The sequence below is a fragment of the Acaryochloris sp. IP29b_bin.137 genome (assembly GCF_028285745.1).
Classification (GTDB): domain Bacteria; phylum Cyanobacteriota; class Cyanobacteriia; order Thermosynechococcales; family Thermosynechococcaceae; genus Acaryochloris.
Window position 1 is genome coordinate 14,958 of sequence record NZ_JANQOP010000099.1, and the last position, 16,675, is coordinate 31,632.

Sequence of the window (16,675 nt, forward strand, 5' to 3'; positions counted from 1 at the left end):
CCCCTCTCGGGAGGGGTGCCTGGTGGGTCTGTCTCCCAGGAGGGTTACCCCTAGGGCGAAGTGGGAGGCAAGCCCTATCAACGCAGATGTAAGTCAGAGAGAATATCAGACAGATCCAGCACAAAATTAGGCAACAACTCCTCGCCTGACAAAACTGAAGGCGAAGTTAACCTTTCTGGTGGCTGACCAAGACGATAAATGTCTACCTGTTGACTTTGGGGATTTAGAAGCCAGCCCAACCGGACCCCATTTGCCATATACTCCTGCATTTTCTCTTGCAGCTTGGCCAAGCTATCACTGGTAGACCTCAGCTATACCACGAATGATAAAGTGGTCCGGAAATAGACAGGTTTCGACGACTCGTCTCACCACCAACAGGGGAATAATCAAAGCTCCTGTAGCGTTGCGTTCGAATCGGTAATCTCGATGATGCTGGCACAGCTCAAAAAACTGGTCATCCGTCATCTGGATAAAAGGGGCCAAGTCAAGGGTGATAGTGTCCATCATCTGTACTATCTCGGGCGAAAGATCAATTCTTGGCAAAAGGATGGTGTCAATTTGCCAAAGGCATTGGTATTGTGGAGCTGAAGGAACTTGCCTCGATCATAACAAAGCGATATTTCAGTCGCCTGTTCCTCTTATCACTGGCGTCGTATTGGAGCCTTCTCAGTGCCCTGCAGTTTAACTTTGATAATGACCCGATTAAATGGGGGGCAACCACAAACCAGCTTCATTTTTTTAGAACTGATTAGCCAGTGATCAGGATAGAGACGTCTGTGGCCTTCGATCGGCCTTTGACCTTCGTGGTCCTGATCAGTGCAGCGATTCTCGACTTTGCGATGGGTGATCCTTGGGGATGTCCCCACCCGGTTCAACTTATGGGTTGGGTCATACAGCGATATACCAAAGGGGCATTGCGATGGTGGAATGAACCTTGGCAACTCCGATTAGCGGGTATCCACCTAGCGATCGCATTAGTGTGTAGCGTTAGCTTAGGGAGTTGGTTACTATTCTATGGTCTGGATCAGAGGGCCTGGCCTGTCAGCCTATGCCTAGAGGTGGTGCTGCTGGCCAGCTGTTTTGCGGGTCGGAGCTTACATGATGCAACGGTCGATGTTCTCAAACCCTTGGCTGTGGGTGATGTGACGGTCGCGCGATCCCGCCTCCGGCGATATGTCGGTAGAGATACCGATACCCTAGCCGAGCAAGATATCCTGAGGGCCTTGTTAGAAACAGTGGCTGAAAATACCACCGATGGGGTTATGGCCCCTTTGTTTTATGCTTTGGTAGGCATTGCCATTCCGGTGGTGGGGCCGGTGCCGTTGGCGCTCGCCTACAAGGCTGTCAGCACTTTAGACTCCATGATTGGGTATCGGGAAGAACCCTATCAGCATTTAGGCTGGTTTAGTGCCCGCCTGGATGATGTGCTGACTTGGTTGCCCTGTCGGTTGATGGTTCTAACCGTGGGCCTATTATCCGGGAAACTCAAGTCGGTATGGGTGATTGGCTGGCGAGATGCCCGTAAAGACCCTAGCCCCAACTCAGGTTGGAGTGAATGCGCCTATGCGGCCATCTTGGGGGTGCAGTTAGGGGGACAAAATTGGTATCGCGGTATGGCGAAGTTTAAACCGCTACTCGGCAATCCTCGGCAACGGATCACAACACAGCATATTGAATTGGCTACCCGTCTGACTCGTAATTGCTTTTTGTTATGGTTGGGATTGGCCAGTCTTGGAGTCGGGCTAGTCTCGCCCTAAGCTGTGCCTTGGGTGATGGTCTGGGCTCTCTATGTTATGGGTTCTCTTTTAAGAGCAAATAATAGAGCTGTCCCGACCCCGTCATCACTCCGGCGCGGGCTTTGGCTTTATCCCCCGTACCCATAAAAATATCGACCCGACCGGGTCCCTTGATGGCACTGCCAGTGTCATGATCCAGGACAAAACGACTAACCCTTTGGAATTCCAATGTCTGGTTGGCATTGTAATAGGGCAGATCGGTCCGAATTAATGCCAAAGCGCCCGGAGGCATGATGGATTTATCGGTCGCAATCGATCGCTCATCGGTGACAGGGACACTCAGGTTGCCCGTGGGGGGAGAGCCGAACGTTTCCCGGAAAAAGACAAAGCTCTTGTTTTTAGGGATATAGTGATCCAAATCTTGGGGATTTTCCTGAAAGTACTGGATCAATACGGGCAGGCTCAGTTCCTCCAGAGTAAATTTGCCATCCTCAACCAAAGCTTTACCAATACTGGTGTAAGGGTGAGCTGTTTTGCCCGCATAGCCCACCGTCATCTCGGTGCCGTCGGTTATTCCCAGCCGGGCTGACCCTTGCACCTGGACGAGGAATGCTTGCAAGCGATCGCGCAGCCATACCAATTCCAATCCTTTAAGGGGACCTTGAGATCCTTGCAACCCATCCGAGCCTTCCAGCGCTGCCCGAGTGGGATGGGGGTTTGGCCATTCTTTTAAGTCTGCTGGGGCCTGATATAGGGGGTACCGAAACTCGGCAGTGGGTTTGCGGCTGGCCGGATAGGTGGCTTCGTAGTATCCCGTGAAATCGACATTGCCTTTTTGATCGTTACCGACAGATTGGTAAAACTGAAACTCGCGTTTGACGGCTGCTTCCAGCGCGACTGGGGACTTGGCTTGCACCACCAATTGGCGAAACCGCTGAAGGCTAAGGATCACGCGACCGCGGCTGAACCCCGGAACTGGATAGTTTTGGTAATCCTTTTGGGCTTTGTCTGTCCCCAAATAGGCCAAGCTATGATCAATGGCCGTCAGTAGAGCTTTATAGTCTCCTTTCTGGCCATTTACTTTTTTCCATAGCTGCTCATCCTTTGCTAACCCTCTAGGCAGTTGGTCTGTCGAAACGCCCTGTAAAGGCAGACGTTCCATGGCGGGTGTTGCCGCCGTGAGCGGTGTGGGTGCAGCCGTACACCCCAACAGCAAAGGCAAAGTTAAAAAAAACATGCAGTCAAACCATCAAAATCTAATAACGGTCGACGCTAGATAAGAAGACAGGTTCCACGCGGATGGCCGTAATACTAGCAGGTCGGATGACCATATACTCGCCCTGGATATTTTTAATGGGGACGTTAATAAATTCCTTGGAGTCAGACTTGGGGACTAGCTCATTGCTATACCATTGCTGAAACTCTTGAATAGTGGCAAACCGAACCTCTTCTTTGTGGCCCCCTTCGATAAACAGGTGGACCGCATATTCGTTGGCAGTTCTAGGCATTGTTGGATTTAGTGATGGACTCCGAGCTAATTATGGACAAAAATTAGCCCAAACATAACGAATGGCACGATCTTCTTGTTCAAAAAGATGCCAATCCTAGTCTCACATGATGGCCCACCTTCTCCCAAACGACCATCACTGCATCCCCAAGAAGGGGAGTCGTTGAATCTAGGCTGCCCTGCGCCCACCCATTGTCCGAATTTACAGCTAACCCGGAAAGGGACGTATCTCAAAGATGGGGGAGTTGACTCGAATGGCCCTCATTCCCGCCGGTGGGATACGCCCCCAGAGAAGCTTTGCTGTGCTGTGCGATCAGCATTAGCAACGGAGCCGTCAACATGCCACTGTCTCTTTACAGATAAAGTAGGGAACACTAAGGGGTTATAGAGTCAAAACCCACTCTAAATCTCATAGGAATTGACAATATTTTTAATTTAAAAATGAAAAAAGATTTTTCTCATGAGTAGCTAGAAACCCAATTGAATTGCTAGTCATTTAGACCAATAATAGGGCTATCTCTTTGCCCTAATTTAAGTTCAGTAGCCTAGCCTTTCGTTAATGACAACGATGCCAATTTATCCATTAAAATAAAAATGTTCCCTATGCTGAAAATGAGTTTGAATCTATGGTTAGACCCAATCTAATCCTGAGATTGTTAGACATCTCAGTTTCTAGATTCAACCCACTTCGTTGTCGTCAGCTAAAGGATATAAGCCCAAAACAGGGTTGGTGGTTGCGAAAAAGTACGATTTTGCCCGCTCTTTCAATCAGTTTATTCGCTACAGTGCCGGGTGTTAAAGCAGCAGAGAACGTTCTAGTCATTCATTCTTACCATCCAGAACTTTCTTGGACTGAACAAGTAAAACGTGGCATTGACCAATCCTTTCAAAAACGTCGACCTGATACAAAAGTTTTCCATGAATATCTAGATAGCAAACGTTTACCTGCCCTAGAGCATTCACAACACTTCTTGGCGTTGATTCAAAAAAAATACCAAAAAGTACCGTTAGACACGCTCATCGTATCGGATGATCCGGGCTTGCAGTTAATCCTGAAATCCCGAAATCAATATTTTCCCCAAGTGCCCGTTGTGTTTTTAGGGATTAACCATGTTCAACCCGAACTTTACAACGTGCCTGGGTTGACAGGGGTATTTGAAAAACATAGTCTCGCTGAGACGGTTCAGGTTGCCAAGCGACTGACCGGGGAAGATGGCTTAATTGTCATCAATGATTCTACTGAAACAGGACAAGCCAACATCAAACGGATCAACGAGGTCAAGGGGCTACCCAACGTGCCCAAAACCATCAAAATAATCAATGATATCACTCCTGAAGATTTGTCCCAGCGATTGTCTCCCTACCCTTCTACCTGGCCAGTATTGCCCATCGGGCAGCTTCGTCAGGGCCATGCGAACGGTAAGTTGATTGACTTTAAGACGGATACCAGAATTCTCAGGGCGAAGCTACCAAATCCCCTGTTTACAGCAACCGTGATGCGTGTGGGGCCTGGAGCGGTTGGTGGCAAGGTCTTAGAAGGCCGTTTTCATGCCGACCAGGCGGTGCAATTGGTGACGAAAATTCTGGATGGGGAAGATCCAGCTGACCTAGAGCCAATTGCTGAAACCAAAAATCTATGGATGTTCGACGCCAGAGAATTAAAGCGTTTTCGGATTGATCCTCAAGATTTACCCCTTGGCAGCACCATTCTCTATGGCGAACCGTCCTTTTACGACCAGCATCGAAGTTTAGTCTGGATTGTTCTGGGAGCTTTCTCCAGTGCTCTGGTGATTATTGCCCTGTTAATGGAGGTGTTGCGGAGACGGGCACAGGTTGAGAAAACCCTACGCGACAATGAAAAACGCTATAGAGACTTGGCAGAAGTGGGCGCTAATACGTTTTGGGAATTGGATGTCAACCTGAAACTCTCCTTCGTGTCCGATCTACAGGGACCTCAAACCTCAGCAATTTCTTCCCAAGCGCTGGGGTTGTCTTTGCCTGAAGTCTTTGCAGATGAAGAGACCTTTGAATTTAATACCAAACGCCTAGAGACCATTCTGCATTGGCATCAACCGATTCGAGACTTTATTTTCTTTGCCAAAGAAGCCAATCAAGAAATGCGCATTTTTAAGCTGAATGGCAAGCCCATTCTTGATGAGGCCCAGCTATTCCAGGGGTATCGAGGCATTCAGCGTGATATTACAGCAGAGTATTTCTTAACCAAGAAAATCGCCTATCAGGCAGCCTACGATAGTTTAACGAACTTACTCAATCGGACGGAGTTTGATCGACGATTACAAGAAGCCGTTAATCTTGCGAGGGACAATGAAACCCAATGTGTGTTGTGTTACCTCGACTTGGATCAATTCAAGTTGGTTAACGATACAGCGGGGCATATCGTCGGTGATCAATTACTCACTGAATTGGCACAGTTGCTTAAACAAAAGATTCGCCCTGAAGATATCCTCGGACGATTGGGTGGGGATGAATTTGGATTATTGATGCAAGACTGCTCACTACAGGAGGCGCAAGTCTGTTGTGAAATGCTAGTTGCTGCCGTACGGGGCTTTCGCTTCCAATGGCAAGAGAGTCAGTTCCGAGTGGGGGTGAGTGTGGGGATTGTGGCCTTTGCTGATGCCAGCTACACCGCAGAGGAATTATTAAGTCGGGCAGATTTAGCTTGCTATAAAGCTAAAGATACGGGCCGAGGTCGTGTCTATGTTGCCAATCAAAACGATCCTGAGATTGACCGCTACCAACTGCAAATGGCGCATATTGCTGATATTCCTCAAGCTATTGAAGAAGAGCGTCTATATTTGGTCAAGCAGCCTATCCAAAGGGTGAATCAGCCGTCTTCGCGCTATCGACATTATGAGATTCTGTTGCGGTTTAGAGATGGCAACAATCATGTTATTGGCCCTGGATTGTTTATTCCCGCAGCGGAGCGATATGGGGTAATTAACCTAATTGATCAGTGGGTATTAGAAACGACCCTGAATCGTTATCTTCAATTTGGCATGAAGGACGCGATTGTCTCGATTAATCTGTCGGGGGCCAGTATTAATGATGAGCGGGCAACGGCAGATGTGATTGCCTTGATCCGCCAGTCTAAGGTACCGCCCAGTAATATCTGTATCGAAATTACAGAGACGGCAACCATTGCCCAATTAGATCAGGCGTTGCGGTTTATTGAATCTTTGAAAGAGATTGGGGTGAAGTTTGCCCTAGATGATTTTGGCAGTGGCGTGTCGTCCCTCAGCTATCTGAAGAGCTTGCCTGTGGACTATCTGAAGATTGATGGTAGTTTAATCAAAAATATTGCGGTTGTTGAGAGCGATCGCGAAATTATCTACCTGATTAATGAGTTAGCCCACAAGATGGGCATGGAAACGATTGCAGAATTTGTCGAAAACGATCATATTTTGGAACAATTGCGAATTATTGGCGTGGACTTTGCCCAAGGCTACTGCATCGGCAAACCCGAACCGTTAGATATCAACCAATTAATTCCTAGCTGGTAGATGTCCGCCACAAAGATTTTAAGACATCCATATTGACAGACTCAGCTCCGTTCATTCCTCCCACCTGTGGCGTCAATGGGTGACAGGGATTCTCCAGGTCATCGATCACTAGTAAGGCTCCTGAAAAGTCTTGGTGTTGAGTATAGTCGTTGACGGTAATAATGGGGCGACAGCCTGCGGCACAGGCTGCTTGACAACCCACCTGTGAATCTTCAAAGACCAGGCAATCTGATGGTGTCAAATCCAGTTGGTTCAGGGCATAGTGGTAAATGTCAGGGGCAGGCTTTTTGGCTAATACCATATCTCCTGCGGCAATGGTCTGGAACCAATGATGACTGTCTTTTCCTAGGGTGTGTTCTAGAAGGGTCAAGACATTGGGGAGATCGCTGGTGGTCGCGATCGCAAGCCGTATCCCCTCAGTCCGTGCCTCCTGCAACAGTCGCTCTACCCCAGGGCGCAGCGGAATCACACCTTGAGCTAGTAACCTTTGATAATGATGATTTTTAGCCCCATGCAGCTCAGCTACAAACCCCTGTAAATCTTGGGGGGGCTGCCAGTGGGGACAAGACGCCTGGATATAATGGCAAATTCTCTCTTTTCCCCCTGCAACTTGGAGAAGCTGACCATATTGCTCAATCGACCACTGCCAATCTAAACCAGCATCCGCAAAGGCTTGGTTAAACGCGACGCGATGGCCATCGCGTTCTGTGTTGGCAAGGGTGCCATCCACATCAAAGATCAGAGCTTGTAAAGACAAGGTAGAAGCTTCAATTCACGTTTTCCAACCTATCAAAGAATGGGGATAGGTGGGGTTGAATCATCCCGATTGACAGCGGCCTCTAGGCTATTTGGGCTCCATATAGATTTGGGTGACGTAGTAGGTTTTCCCTTTACGCCAAATCCCTACACCGGTCTCTTGCATCCCCGACAGCAAAATATTTTTGCGATGCGCTGGACTGTCCATCCAGCTTTGCACTGACAGACCGACCGGATCGCGAGAACGGATACATTTCATCAGGTTCTCGCCAATTACATAGGCTCGTAATCCCGAGGCTTCTACCCGCCGACGGTGATTTCGTCCTTGGGGGTCGATATGGCTGTAAAAATTGTAATCGGCCATCTGTTGACTATGGGAGCGGGCCACTAAAGACAGTTGGCGATTGAGTTTTAAGGGGGGTAGACCGTGGAGTTGACGGCGCTGGTTGATCTGCTGCCACACCTGAGCCTCCATCTGAGCAATGGAGCTGGACTGGGCGGCCAGGGTGATAGAGGAGGTACCGGTGGTGACTGAAGGGGACAAAGTAGACTGAGCCAAACCCGGTGTGGCACCAAAGCTGAGACCGAGTGCTAAGGTTAATGACCAGCCCCAACGCCTAGCGTTGGACAGTTGAGAAGCAGATTGCTCCTGATAGATGCTCATGAATCATGTCCCCCAGAAAAAACGGATACTCGCAACGATCGGGATAGTTTTATGAGTATGACAAGCTCATGTTTGCGATCGCGTCTTTATACGCAAGCCAAGTGTTTAACTTGCGTATAACTTTTGCATAGCTTTGTGAATATCTCGGTAATTCCGACTACGAAAAAACGAGATTAATTTCATTCGACAAAATGCATTGATCTGAAAAATCAATAATGCATCGATAATTGATTTTAAAAATCAGCAGATTGGCCGTCTTATCCTTAGGATAGACAGTTTCTGTTTCTATTCAGACATATAAAAATAATTTAATTCTCGGGATTAATTTTAATTCTGCCCTAGATTTCGCTAATAAACTATGAAGTTTGAGCGAGTAACAGACCCACTCCCATAATTGCCGTGATTGCCCCTAGCCAAGCGCGAAAACTCACTCGTTCTCCCAGAATGATGGCGATCGGTAAAACAAAGAGTGGACTGGTCGCATTTAAGGTTTGAGAAATACCGGTGACGGTGTATTTCAAAGATACTTGCTGTAACCAAATGCCCAAGTACGTCCCGGCAAACGAGGCAGCAAACAGCCGGATCAACACGCTTTGGGTGATCATCGTTTGCCACCAGATTCTCAATTGACGTTGGAAGATGCCCCAGACTAGGACAACGGCCACCCCGGCCAGCAGCCGCAGTAAGGCACCCCATTGGGGACTGATAGGCGTATTTTCCAACGCCGTTCGGGAAAGGATAGCGCCAATGGCTTGGGCAAGAGAAGCGAAGAGGGCGTAGAGTAAGCCCAGCCAGTGATATCGGTTTTTCTCCTGTTTCGCTGTCCGTTCGCTAATCACCCAGACAATTCCCAGAATGGTCACCGCCATTCCCAACCAAGCCAGGGGAGAAAGCTGTTCTTGTAAAAACCACAGTGCCAAACAGGCGGCCATGGGTGGTGCGAGGGTGCCCAAAAGTAAGGTACGGCGAGCACCTAGGTGGCGCAGGGCTTCTAAATACACCGTATCGCCAAAACCGATGCCAATGGCACCACTCAATAGCAACAGCACACTATTTTTCGCGGCTAGCGGTGGAGCCCCCAGTCTTTGCAGGCCGATTGTAAGGACCAAGAGCAAGATGGCGATGACGCCTTTACCTAAATTGAGGGCTAAGGCTGACGCTTGTTGACCCAGGGTTGCATAAATGACTGAAGCGATGGCCCATAAACAAGCCGCACAGACTGCGGCTATTTCTCCAAGCATGATGCCTGTTCGTATGGATCGTTGTTTATAAGACGTTTCATCTGGTTGATTGGGTACCTATGCAGTGCATATCCTTGAGAGTGGCTTGAGTGGGAAAACTCACAAATAGTGTTCTCTATCCTTCCTTGGCTTTTTCCTATGGATAATGACACGGTGTTGATATCTTGTCTTACATAATTATGGTCTGCTCTTCCTTGGTCTTCTCTGATGCATAAAGACGCTGTGCTGAGATCTTGCCTTCAATCAGGTCGTCCCGAGCGTTACTGTCACTGTATGGTGGAAGAAATCTTCCGTCGGCCTGAGATTTCAAATCGCACCAAAGCCAATCTTGCTCAACACTTTACAACTCACCTGAATCAAGCGATTGGAAACGACACAGCAGAGACAAAAGAGACAACTGCGGAATTCAACGCCTTACTGGAGTGTTATGTGACCTGTTTAAATATTATGGTTGCCGACTCAGATGATACAGGATGACCAGTTGTGCTGTTGGCGGCAAGGTAGGTGAAGTAATGATATCTATGTGGGGAGTAACGAGTGGCAGGACATTTACGGAATTGGTTGGCCGATCATCTAGAAATTAGCCCGCGCCGTAAAGCTGAAATTTATCGTAGTCTCCTCGATTCAGTTAGCTTAGCGGATATCAGCTATTGGCTCCAGGTGTTGTTTTCTGCTGGAATTGCCACCTTAGGGTTGGTGTTGGATAGTCCAGCGGTGATTATTGGGGCCATGCTCATCTCACCTCTGATGGGCGGTATCTTGGCCAATGGCTTGGCGTTCGCGGTGGGGGATTTGGTCTTAGGGGCCCGAGCGATTGTCAACCTAGCGGTGAGCTGTGGGGTTGCGATCGCATTTGCAGTTCTGATTATTGCTCCGATTCCCTTCAAAGAGCTGACCCCTGAAATTGCAGCCCGGACTCAGCCCAATGCCTTAGATTTGTTTATTGCCTTATTCTCCGGGGCATTGGGATCCATTGCTACAGCTAAAGAACCCAAAGGGGTGGTGACCTCCATTCCAGGGGTTGCGATCGCCGTGGCTCTGATGCCTCCGCTTTGTGTGGTGGGTTACGGCATTGGGGTGGCCATCAGTCCAGATATCGTAGGGACGGGGGGCTATCAAGTGGCTCGTGGGGGTGGCTTGCTGTTCTTAACCAATTTGGCTGCGATTACTTTGATGTCGATGTTAGTGTTTCTTGCCCTTAATATTGGCATGCCTGAGGTTAAATCTCAGGTGCGTGAATGGCATGATCAAGACCCAGAAAGTCGATGGGTACAGACGCTATTGACCCGCCTGCCCGTGACCGATCGCCTGCAAAAGATCGGCAGTTTGCCCAGTCGATTGGTGGTCATCCTTCTGCCCATTTTGCTGCTTCTGATCCCGCTCAGCCAGTCTTTTCAGCGTCTGCAATCCGAATTAGCACAAAAACAGGAGGACAATCGAGTCAAACGCTTGACCACTACACTTTGGCAACAGCAATTTGCCAATACCTCTTCTGGTGCACCCCGTTCCCATATTAGTCAGCTAAACACTGCGATAACCAATAACCAGCTGAGGGTGCAGTTGACCGTATTGACCAGTAAGCCCTATACCCTTGAGGATCAACAGACTTTTAAGGAAGCCTTAGCTCGCCAATTGGGACGGTCTGCAGCTTCCCTAGATGTTCAGCTGATTGAAATCCTCACGGCCTCCAATGAGCTATTGGCGCAATTATCGAATCCTGTTGTGCCAGAAGCAGCACCTGAACCCCCACCCCTCACCGTCGCGCAAGCGCAGATCAATTTGTTGCAAACGGTTGATGCCGCCTTAGGCAGAATAGTGTTGCCGACGCCAGCACAGCCGTTGCGTCATGAAGTCAGCACTAGCGTCGTTGCACCACTAACACTCAAAATTTTCTATCTGAGTGATCGTGATGTGAGTCAAGACGCTCAGGCTTTGCTGCGTGAAAATCTGCGCAATCGTCTGGAGACGCCAGCAGCTCAGGTCATTCTGGAAAGAGTGCCTCGGTTTCCCCGTCCTTTGGCGTTTGATTTTGATCTTTCGACGTTGACCGCTACCAACCAACAAATCGTGAATCAAGTGGGTCGTATCTTGCAACAACAGCCGGCTTTAACGGTGGATTTGGTATCACGCGCTGAAAACCAAGAAAATCCCATTATCAATGACAACCGCCTAAACGCCATCCAAACTATTTTGACCCAGGATTGGCAAGTAGACGAGCAACGCATCAATCGTCGCGCAGGACCTGTGCTGGAGCGCGGAGAACGACCGTCTGTCTTCCTTAAACTCAACCTCAAATAACAATAGGATGATCTGAACATTTCCCTGTGCTTTATGATGACCGCGCGCTCTCAGAGAGGTTCATGCTCTCTTCAGGGGAATTTAAGTCAGATGAAGCTATGATTGTTTGGGAATACGTAACGCTATTGCGAGAAAACGCTGCTATTTCATCTTGATGACTAATCTAACTGAGCATTCTGCTAGATTCTTGTTTTTATTCACTTTATGTAAGAAAAACAAAGTCGATCGGGAATGTTAAGGTTATGTGCGTGATCAAGATCACATCAGTAGCCTGCGGTTATCACTGCGTTCATGAGTAAATATTGGCATCCTGAACGGCAAGCCGGGTCTCGGTAATGCGGAGTATATGGGTGGACTGGTGTTGAACACCATAGGGGGAAATTGATTCATGTCTGTCGTCTTAGCAGAGCGATTTGCGCACAATCCAGATTGGTCAAGAATTCAGCCGCACGATTGCGATCGCGCCCTAGAATTAGTGGTCTTGATTCAATCTCGAAGTCATCAGGATCGACACATGCTTGCTGATGACTACTATGGCTGGATTTACGAGCTAACCAAGTTGCTCAATCATTAGTTCTTTGTTAACCCCTGTGTCATCGCTACTGGATGATCTCGGCCTGACTAGTTTAGCGGTAAGGTTAGCGCAGTATGCAAAGCAATCCGTTCTCATGGGTTGATTTCCTAAGCGGTTCAAGGGCTAAATTAGCCTGGAGTTGGAGCATGGCCCTTGCCTTGCTCATGCCACTGGAACCTGCACGCGCGGATAGCCCTCTAACATCAACTCAGTTAGCGGATGCCTATCAAGATTTACCCATTGTCCAACTGGCACGTCGCCAGAAAGTTGCGGAAGGCGAAATCTTAGCGTTTCTGATCGGTGATGCACCAACGGATCAAAAAGCTGCTGTCATTAATGCCTTGGGGTGGGATATTCAAGGCCAACGGAATGGATATCGATTTGTGGCGGGTTTGGCAGCCGCTCGCGGTTTGACCTTGCAGGAGATTCGTTTACAGCACTTGCGGTCTGTGGACCGTTTTGTCTTGGGGTATTTGCTGGCAATGGATGACTATTTCAAGCTATCCCCCTTATCCAAGACAGGGCATGAAGCCTTATGGCAAGCTAGCCCCCTCCAGTTGGTCAGTCAGGCAGCCTATGATTTACCCGATGATTTTACGGTTCACTTTGTGCGGTCGATGGTGCAGGGACAAAGAGAATTTGCGCGATCTGGGTGCTCGATTTACCTAGAGCCTCAGGAAGTCTTGGCCCAGTTCCCGCTTCAACAGCGAAATATGCGATCGCAGGCGGTAGACCAAGCCATGCAGTATCTCAAGAATTATGAGTCCTACTGCCAACAGCCCGCTTTCGCTCACGCGCAACCGTCCACCAACCCTGAGCTGAACCAGATTTACAAAATCGCAATGTTTCAAAATCAAATTGTGACAGCGACCCAGGGGGGAATTGTTTTCTGGAATCCTCAAACACAGACGGCTACTGCAACGCGGGAAGAAAGACTCTGTACTTCCGTAACGGTATGGTCGGAGTCTTTATGGGTGGGATGTCGGCATCGCCTTTGGCGCTTTGATGGCAACCAGTGGAAACTCTATCGCTATGACCCCCAGTCGGTTGAAGGTGGCTTTCATCTCCTGAAAGGGCCTCAAGGGCAATTATTGGCCCGACACCGGGGGCAACTCTGGCAGTTTGATACCAACCGCGATCGCTTTGTCATTGCCGATACCGAGTTAGGTTCTGGACAAGGCTATGACCTCATTTATCGCCAGAATGGAGAACAATGGCGAATTGACTTTCTCAAAGGACTGGAGCGTAATCAGCAGCGGTTGGCTCTACGGTCTAAGGCTTATCCCGGCAGGGATCCTCGCTCTTTTTACGAAGATACCGATGGCCAGTTGTGGGTGGTGGATTTTAAAGATGGCTTTTTCCGCTACGATGATGACTCCCAAAAATTTAGGCCGGTCGGTGAGGTTACCCGTCAAGGATCTGCGATCGCAGCCAATCGAACCCATACCTATTTTTTGCACTACACGTCAGGACTCTATATTCGTCGGCAAGGAGAGGCCCAGTCGGAATTTATTAACTTGTCGGAATTGCGCTATATGCGCGATCTTTCCATCGACCCAAAAGGCGATATTTGGGTAGCAGGTTGGAATCAGCTCATTCGGTTACGGAAACAAGGCAAAAACTGGCTCAAAGACGTTTATCGTTTGAATAGCTAGTTCTTAAACTCTTTTTAAGCGGGGTTAATTCTTACCTACTGAGTGTGGCGCTTTTCGGACCTCAATTTTTTGTATCTACCAATACAACAGGGAATAGGTCAGCTTGATATCTCTAGTACAGACAGTTGATTCAATCTTAGTAATAATTCTTTAAAAAACGCTTGTTTCTAGGGTTCCGATTTAAGCTTTATCTCAGCTTAAATGCCTGGTCCGAGAGAAACAGCTAGTTGCCCTCCTCACTTGCTTTATACGAATGGGTAGCTAGTGACACGGAGGGACAAAAGCCCGGGAGAACCAACATTAATGTCACGTGCGTTAATGTTTGTCTCCGCGGGTTTTGTGTTTTAAATGGATAATGCTCATCTTCCTCTAAAATGACGAAGAAGAAACATGACGAATTAAGAAATTAGCTTGACGAAGTAAAAAATCTCAATTTCTTGGAATTATGGCTGAAAATTCGACCTTTGGTCCTCCCAATTCCAATCCCGACTTTTCTTCCACTGAGGCCAACCGTGCATTAGACAAAGAAGCGCAGTTGCCTCTCACTGGTTGGCAACAAGAGGTCGATCGAGGATTAGAGCTGGGTTTAGAAGCGGCGGCTAGCATTCGCGATCGCAGCATCCCCACCTTCTCACGAGGAGAATTGCCCCACTATGCTGGCATCAACACCTTCCTCAAAGCCCCTTACCTAGAAGATGTTCGTAAAGTCGGTGAATACGATATTGCCATTGTGGGCGTTCCCCATGACTCTGGCACCACTTACCGTCCCGGCACGCGCTTTGGCCCCCAAGGTATTCGGCGAATTTCAGCTCTATATACCCCCTACAATTTTGAAATGGGGATTGATCTACGGGAACAGATCACTCTCTGTGATGTAGGAGATATCTTCACCATCCCCGCCAACAACGAAAAATCCTTTGATCAAATTTCTAAAGGGGTGGCCCATATCTTCAGTTCTGGAGCCTTTCCCATCATCTTAGGGGGCGATCACTCCATTGGTTTCCCTACGGTGCGAGGGGTCTGCCGCCATTTAGGCGAGAAGAAAGTCGGTATCATCCACTTCGATCGCCATGTGGATACCCAAGAAACGGACCTCGACGAGCGCATGCATACCTGCCCTTGGTTTCATGCCACCAATATGACCAATGCCCCCGCCAAAAACCTTGTGCAGCTTGGCATTGGTGGTTGGCAAGTGCCCCGACAAGGGGTCAAGGTCTGTCGAGAGCGAGCCACCAATATCCTCACGGTCACCGATATCACCGAGATAGGTTTAGATGCAGCGGTTGATTTTGCTTTGGAGCATGCCCTAGATGGCACGGACTGTGTTTATATCAGCTTTGATATTGACTGTATTGATGCCGGATTTGTCCCTGGTACGGGCTGGCCGGAACCCGGTGGTCTGCTGCCGCGAGAAGCCCTCTATATGCTGGGCAAGATCATCCGGAAGGCCCCCGTCTGCGGTCTAGAAATTGTCGAAGTGTCACCCCCCTACGACATTAGCGATATGACATCGCTGATGGCTACTCGGGTCATTTGCGATGCCATGGCCCATCTGGTGATTTCTGGTCAGCTCCCCCGCCAAAAGATGCCAGAATACATCCATCCTGAAGCCAATATGGACGTCGGGTCTGAGTGGGTTTAGGCCATGCATGAAACCGATATGACCAAGGCCCTAATCATGACAGTCCAGGACTGGTATGATTCCCAGCCGGAAGATCCTCAAATTACCAAAATTCATTTGGTGGTGGGTCGGTTTACCTGTGTCGAACCCGTTAGCTTACAGTTTGCCTACGAAGTTCAAACCCGTGACACCTTCCTAGCAGGGACGGAGCTGGTGATTCGGGAGACCCCTTTAATCGCCTTTTGTCATCCCTGCCAGCAGGAGTATTCCCCTGAAATGGGCTTGCGGTATGCCTGTCCCAATTGTGGAACCCCGATGGAAGACATCCGCTCCGGTCGCGAACTCAAGATTGACCATATCGAATACTGTTCTGATTCAGCTCAAGCTTATGCATCAAACTGTTGACGCTGCCCTTGGCATTAACCTCTTACATGCCAATCAAGAAGGGGCCGATCATAACCAAGCTCACTTTAACGAATGGGGTGTGACCTGCTTTAACGTCATGAGCAGTCCCGGTGCTGGCAAAACCGTGTTGTTAGAGAAAACCCTGGCGGCCCTAAGTCCTGAGCTGAAGCTCGCCGTGATTGAAGGCGATATGACCACTGAACTGGATGCCGATCGCTTACGGGCCTATGGAGTCCCAGTAGTAGCGATTAATACGGGGCGGTCCTGCCATCTCGACGCCAAGATGGTCGCGGGCGGTATTCACCAATTAGAACATTGCACCAATCCAAGGGAGCTGGATTTAGTGCTGGTTGAAAATGTCGGAAATCTGGTCTGTCCGGCAGAGTTTGAAGTAGGAGAACATGCCAAAGTAGCCCTACTCAGTGTGACAGAGGGGGAAGATAAACCATTGAAATATCCAGTGATGTTTCAAGCAGCCGATTGTCTGTTAGTGACCAAGATAGACTTAGTTCCCTATCTGAATATTGACATTGAGCAGATCATTCAAAATGTTCGTCAGCTCAATCCCCAGGCCACGATTTTGCCAGTGTCTGCACAAACAGGGACGGGGCTAACTGAATGGTTTGAGTGGGTGCGTCAGCAGGTTGCCCAACCCAAGCGGACTGCTGTCGGTCGTCACTAATTGTTTGTGTTCGTT

16 protein-coding genes and 1 riboswitch are annotated in these 16,675 nt (G+C 48.8%); of the genes, 9 read left to right on the forward strand and 7 right to left on the reverse strand.

Going from position 1 to position 16,675, the window contains the following annotated elements:
- Window positions 1-77 precede the first annotated feature (77 nt).
- Together Q0991_RS07220 and Q0991_RS07225 are read right to left on the reverse strand one after the other, a co-directional pair.
- Window positions 78-269, reverse strand: coding sequence for a Uma2 family endonuclease (locus tag Q0991_RS07220; protein WP_366524911.1), 192 nt, complete (start codon window positions 267-269; stop codon window positions 78-80).
- A gap of 25 nt (window positions 270-294) precedes the next feature.
- A complete protein-coding gene (locus Q0991_RS07225; RefSeq protein WP_299486849.1) occupies window positions 295-507 on the reverse strand; it encodes a hypothetical protein in 213 nt (70 codons plus the stop codon).
- 248 nt (window positions 508-755) lie between these two features.
- Here Q0991_RS07225 and cbiB point away from each other — a divergent pair, with 248 nt between their 5' ends.
- Window positions 756-1,757, forward strand: a complete 1,002-nt coding sequence (gene cbiB, locus Q0991_RS07230) for an adenosylcobinamide-phosphate synthase CbiB (RefSeq protein ID WP_299486851.1) — start codon at window positions 756-758, stop codon at window positions 1,755-1,757.
- A 34-nt stretch (window positions 1,758-1,791) separates the two neighbouring features.
- Here cbiB and Q0991_RS07235 read toward each other — a convergent pair whose 3' ends face one another.
- Together Q0991_RS07235 and Q0991_RS07240 are read right to left on the reverse strand one after the other, a co-directional pair.
- Window positions 1,792-2,973 carry a murein transglycosylase A gene (locus tag Q0991_RS07235; RefSeq protein ID WP_299486852.1) on the reverse strand — a complete coding sequence of 394 codons (1,182 nt, stop codon included), beginning with the start codon at window positions 2,971-2,973 and terminating at the stop codon, window positions 1,792-1,794.
- A 19-nt stretch (window positions 2,974-2,992) separates the two neighbouring features.
- A complete protein-coding gene (locus tag Q0991_RS07240; RefSeq protein WP_299486854.1) occupies window positions 2,993-3,244 on the reverse strand; it encodes a hypothetical protein in 252 nt (83 codons plus the stop codon).
- A 751-nt stretch (window positions 3,245-3,995) separates the two neighbouring features.
- Here Q0991_RS07240 and Q0991_RS07245 point away from each other — a divergent pair.
- On the forward strand, window positions 3,996-6,764 hold the full coding sequence (locus Q0991_RS07245; protein ID WP_299486855.1) for an EAL domain-containing protein: 2,769 nt from the start codon (window positions 3,996-3,998) through the stop codon (window positions 6,762-6,764).
- Here the strand turns inward: Q0991_RS07245 and Q0991_RS07250 are convergent.
- From Q0991_RS07250 to Q0991_RS07260, 3 genes are all read right to left on the reverse strand, one after another.
- Window positions 6,754-7,521, reverse strand: a complete 768-nt coding sequence (locus tag Q0991_RS07250; RefSeq protein WP_299486856.1) for an HAD family hydrolase — start codon at window positions 7,519-7,521, stop codon at window positions 6,754-6,756. The two genes, Q0991_RS07245 and Q0991_RS07250, sit on opposite strands and share 11 nt — an antisense overlap.
- An 87-nt stretch (window positions 7,522-7,608) precedes the next feature.
- Window positions 7,609-8,184 (reverse strand): CAP domain-containing protein, encoded by a 576-nt coding sequence (locus tag Q0991_RS07255; protein ID WP_299486859.1) that lies wholly within the window; start codon window positions 8,182-8,184, stop codon window positions 7,609-7,611.
- Between the two features lie 356 nt (window positions 8,185-8,540).
- Window positions 8,541-9,425 carry a DMT family transporter gene (locus tag Q0991_RS07260; protein WP_299486861.1) on the reverse strand — a complete coding sequence of 295 codons (885 nt, stop codon included), beginning with the start codon at window positions 9,423-9,425 and terminating at the stop codon, window positions 8,541-8,543.
- A 207-nt stretch (window positions 9,426-9,632) separates the two neighbouring features.
- On the opposite strand from Q0991_RS07260, the gene Q0991_RS07265 reads away from it, so the two are divergent.
- The 7 genes from Q0991_RS07265 to hypB all read left to right on the forward strand — a co-directional run bounded on the left by Q0991_RS07265 (window position 9,633) and on the right by hypB (window position 16,660).
- The gene (locus Q0991_RS07265) at window positions 9,633-9,902 is read left to right on the forward strand and encodes a hypothetical protein (RefSeq protein WP_299486864.1); all 270 of its coding nucleotides are present in this window, start codon (window positions 9,633-9,635) and stop codon (window positions 9,900-9,902) included.
- Between the two features lie 60 nt (window positions 9,903-9,962).
- Entirely contained in the window at window positions 9,963-11,723 is a 1,761-nt protein-coding gene (locus Q0991_RS07270) for a DUF389 domain-containing protein (protein ID WP_299486866.1), read from the forward strand.
- Window positions 11,724-12,111: 388 nt separating this feature from the next.
- Entirely contained in the window at window positions 12,112-12,297 is a 186-nt protein-coding gene (locus Q0991_RS07275) for a hypothetical protein (protein WP_299486869.1), read from the forward strand.
- A 146-nt stretch (window positions 12,298-12,443) separates the two neighbouring features.
- A complete protein-coding gene (locus tag Q0991_RS07280) occupies window positions 12,444-13,952 on the forward strand; it encodes a hypothetical protein (RefSeq protein ID WP_299486872.1) in 1,509 nt (502 codons plus the stop codon).
- Between the two features lie 156 nt (window positions 13,953-14,108).
- A riboswitch (guanidine-I (ykkC/yxkD leader) is annotated at window positions 14,109-14,246 on the forward strand.
- Window positions 14,247-14,397: 151 nt separating this feature from the next.
- The gene (locus Q0991_RS07285; protein WP_299486875.1) at window positions 14,398-15,594 is read left to right on the forward strand and encodes an agmatinase family protein; all 1,197 of its coding nucleotides are present in this window, start codon (window positions 14,398-14,400) and stop codon (window positions 15,592-15,594) included.
- 3 nt (window positions 15,595-15,597) lie between these two features.
- A complete protein-coding gene (gene hypA / locus Q0991_RS07290) occupies window positions 15,598-15,978 on the forward strand; it encodes a hydrogenase maturation nickel metallochaperone HypA (RefSeq protein WP_299486878.1) in 381 nt (126 codons plus the stop codon).
- Entirely contained in the window at window positions 15,962-16,660 is a 699-nt protein-coding gene (gene hypB / locus Q0991_RS07295; protein WP_299486881.1) for a hydrogenase nickel incorporation protein HypB, read from the forward strand. Before hypA ends, hypB begins: the two co-directional genes overlap by 17 nt.
- The last annotated feature ends 15 nt before the right edge of the window (window positions 16,661-16,675 follow it).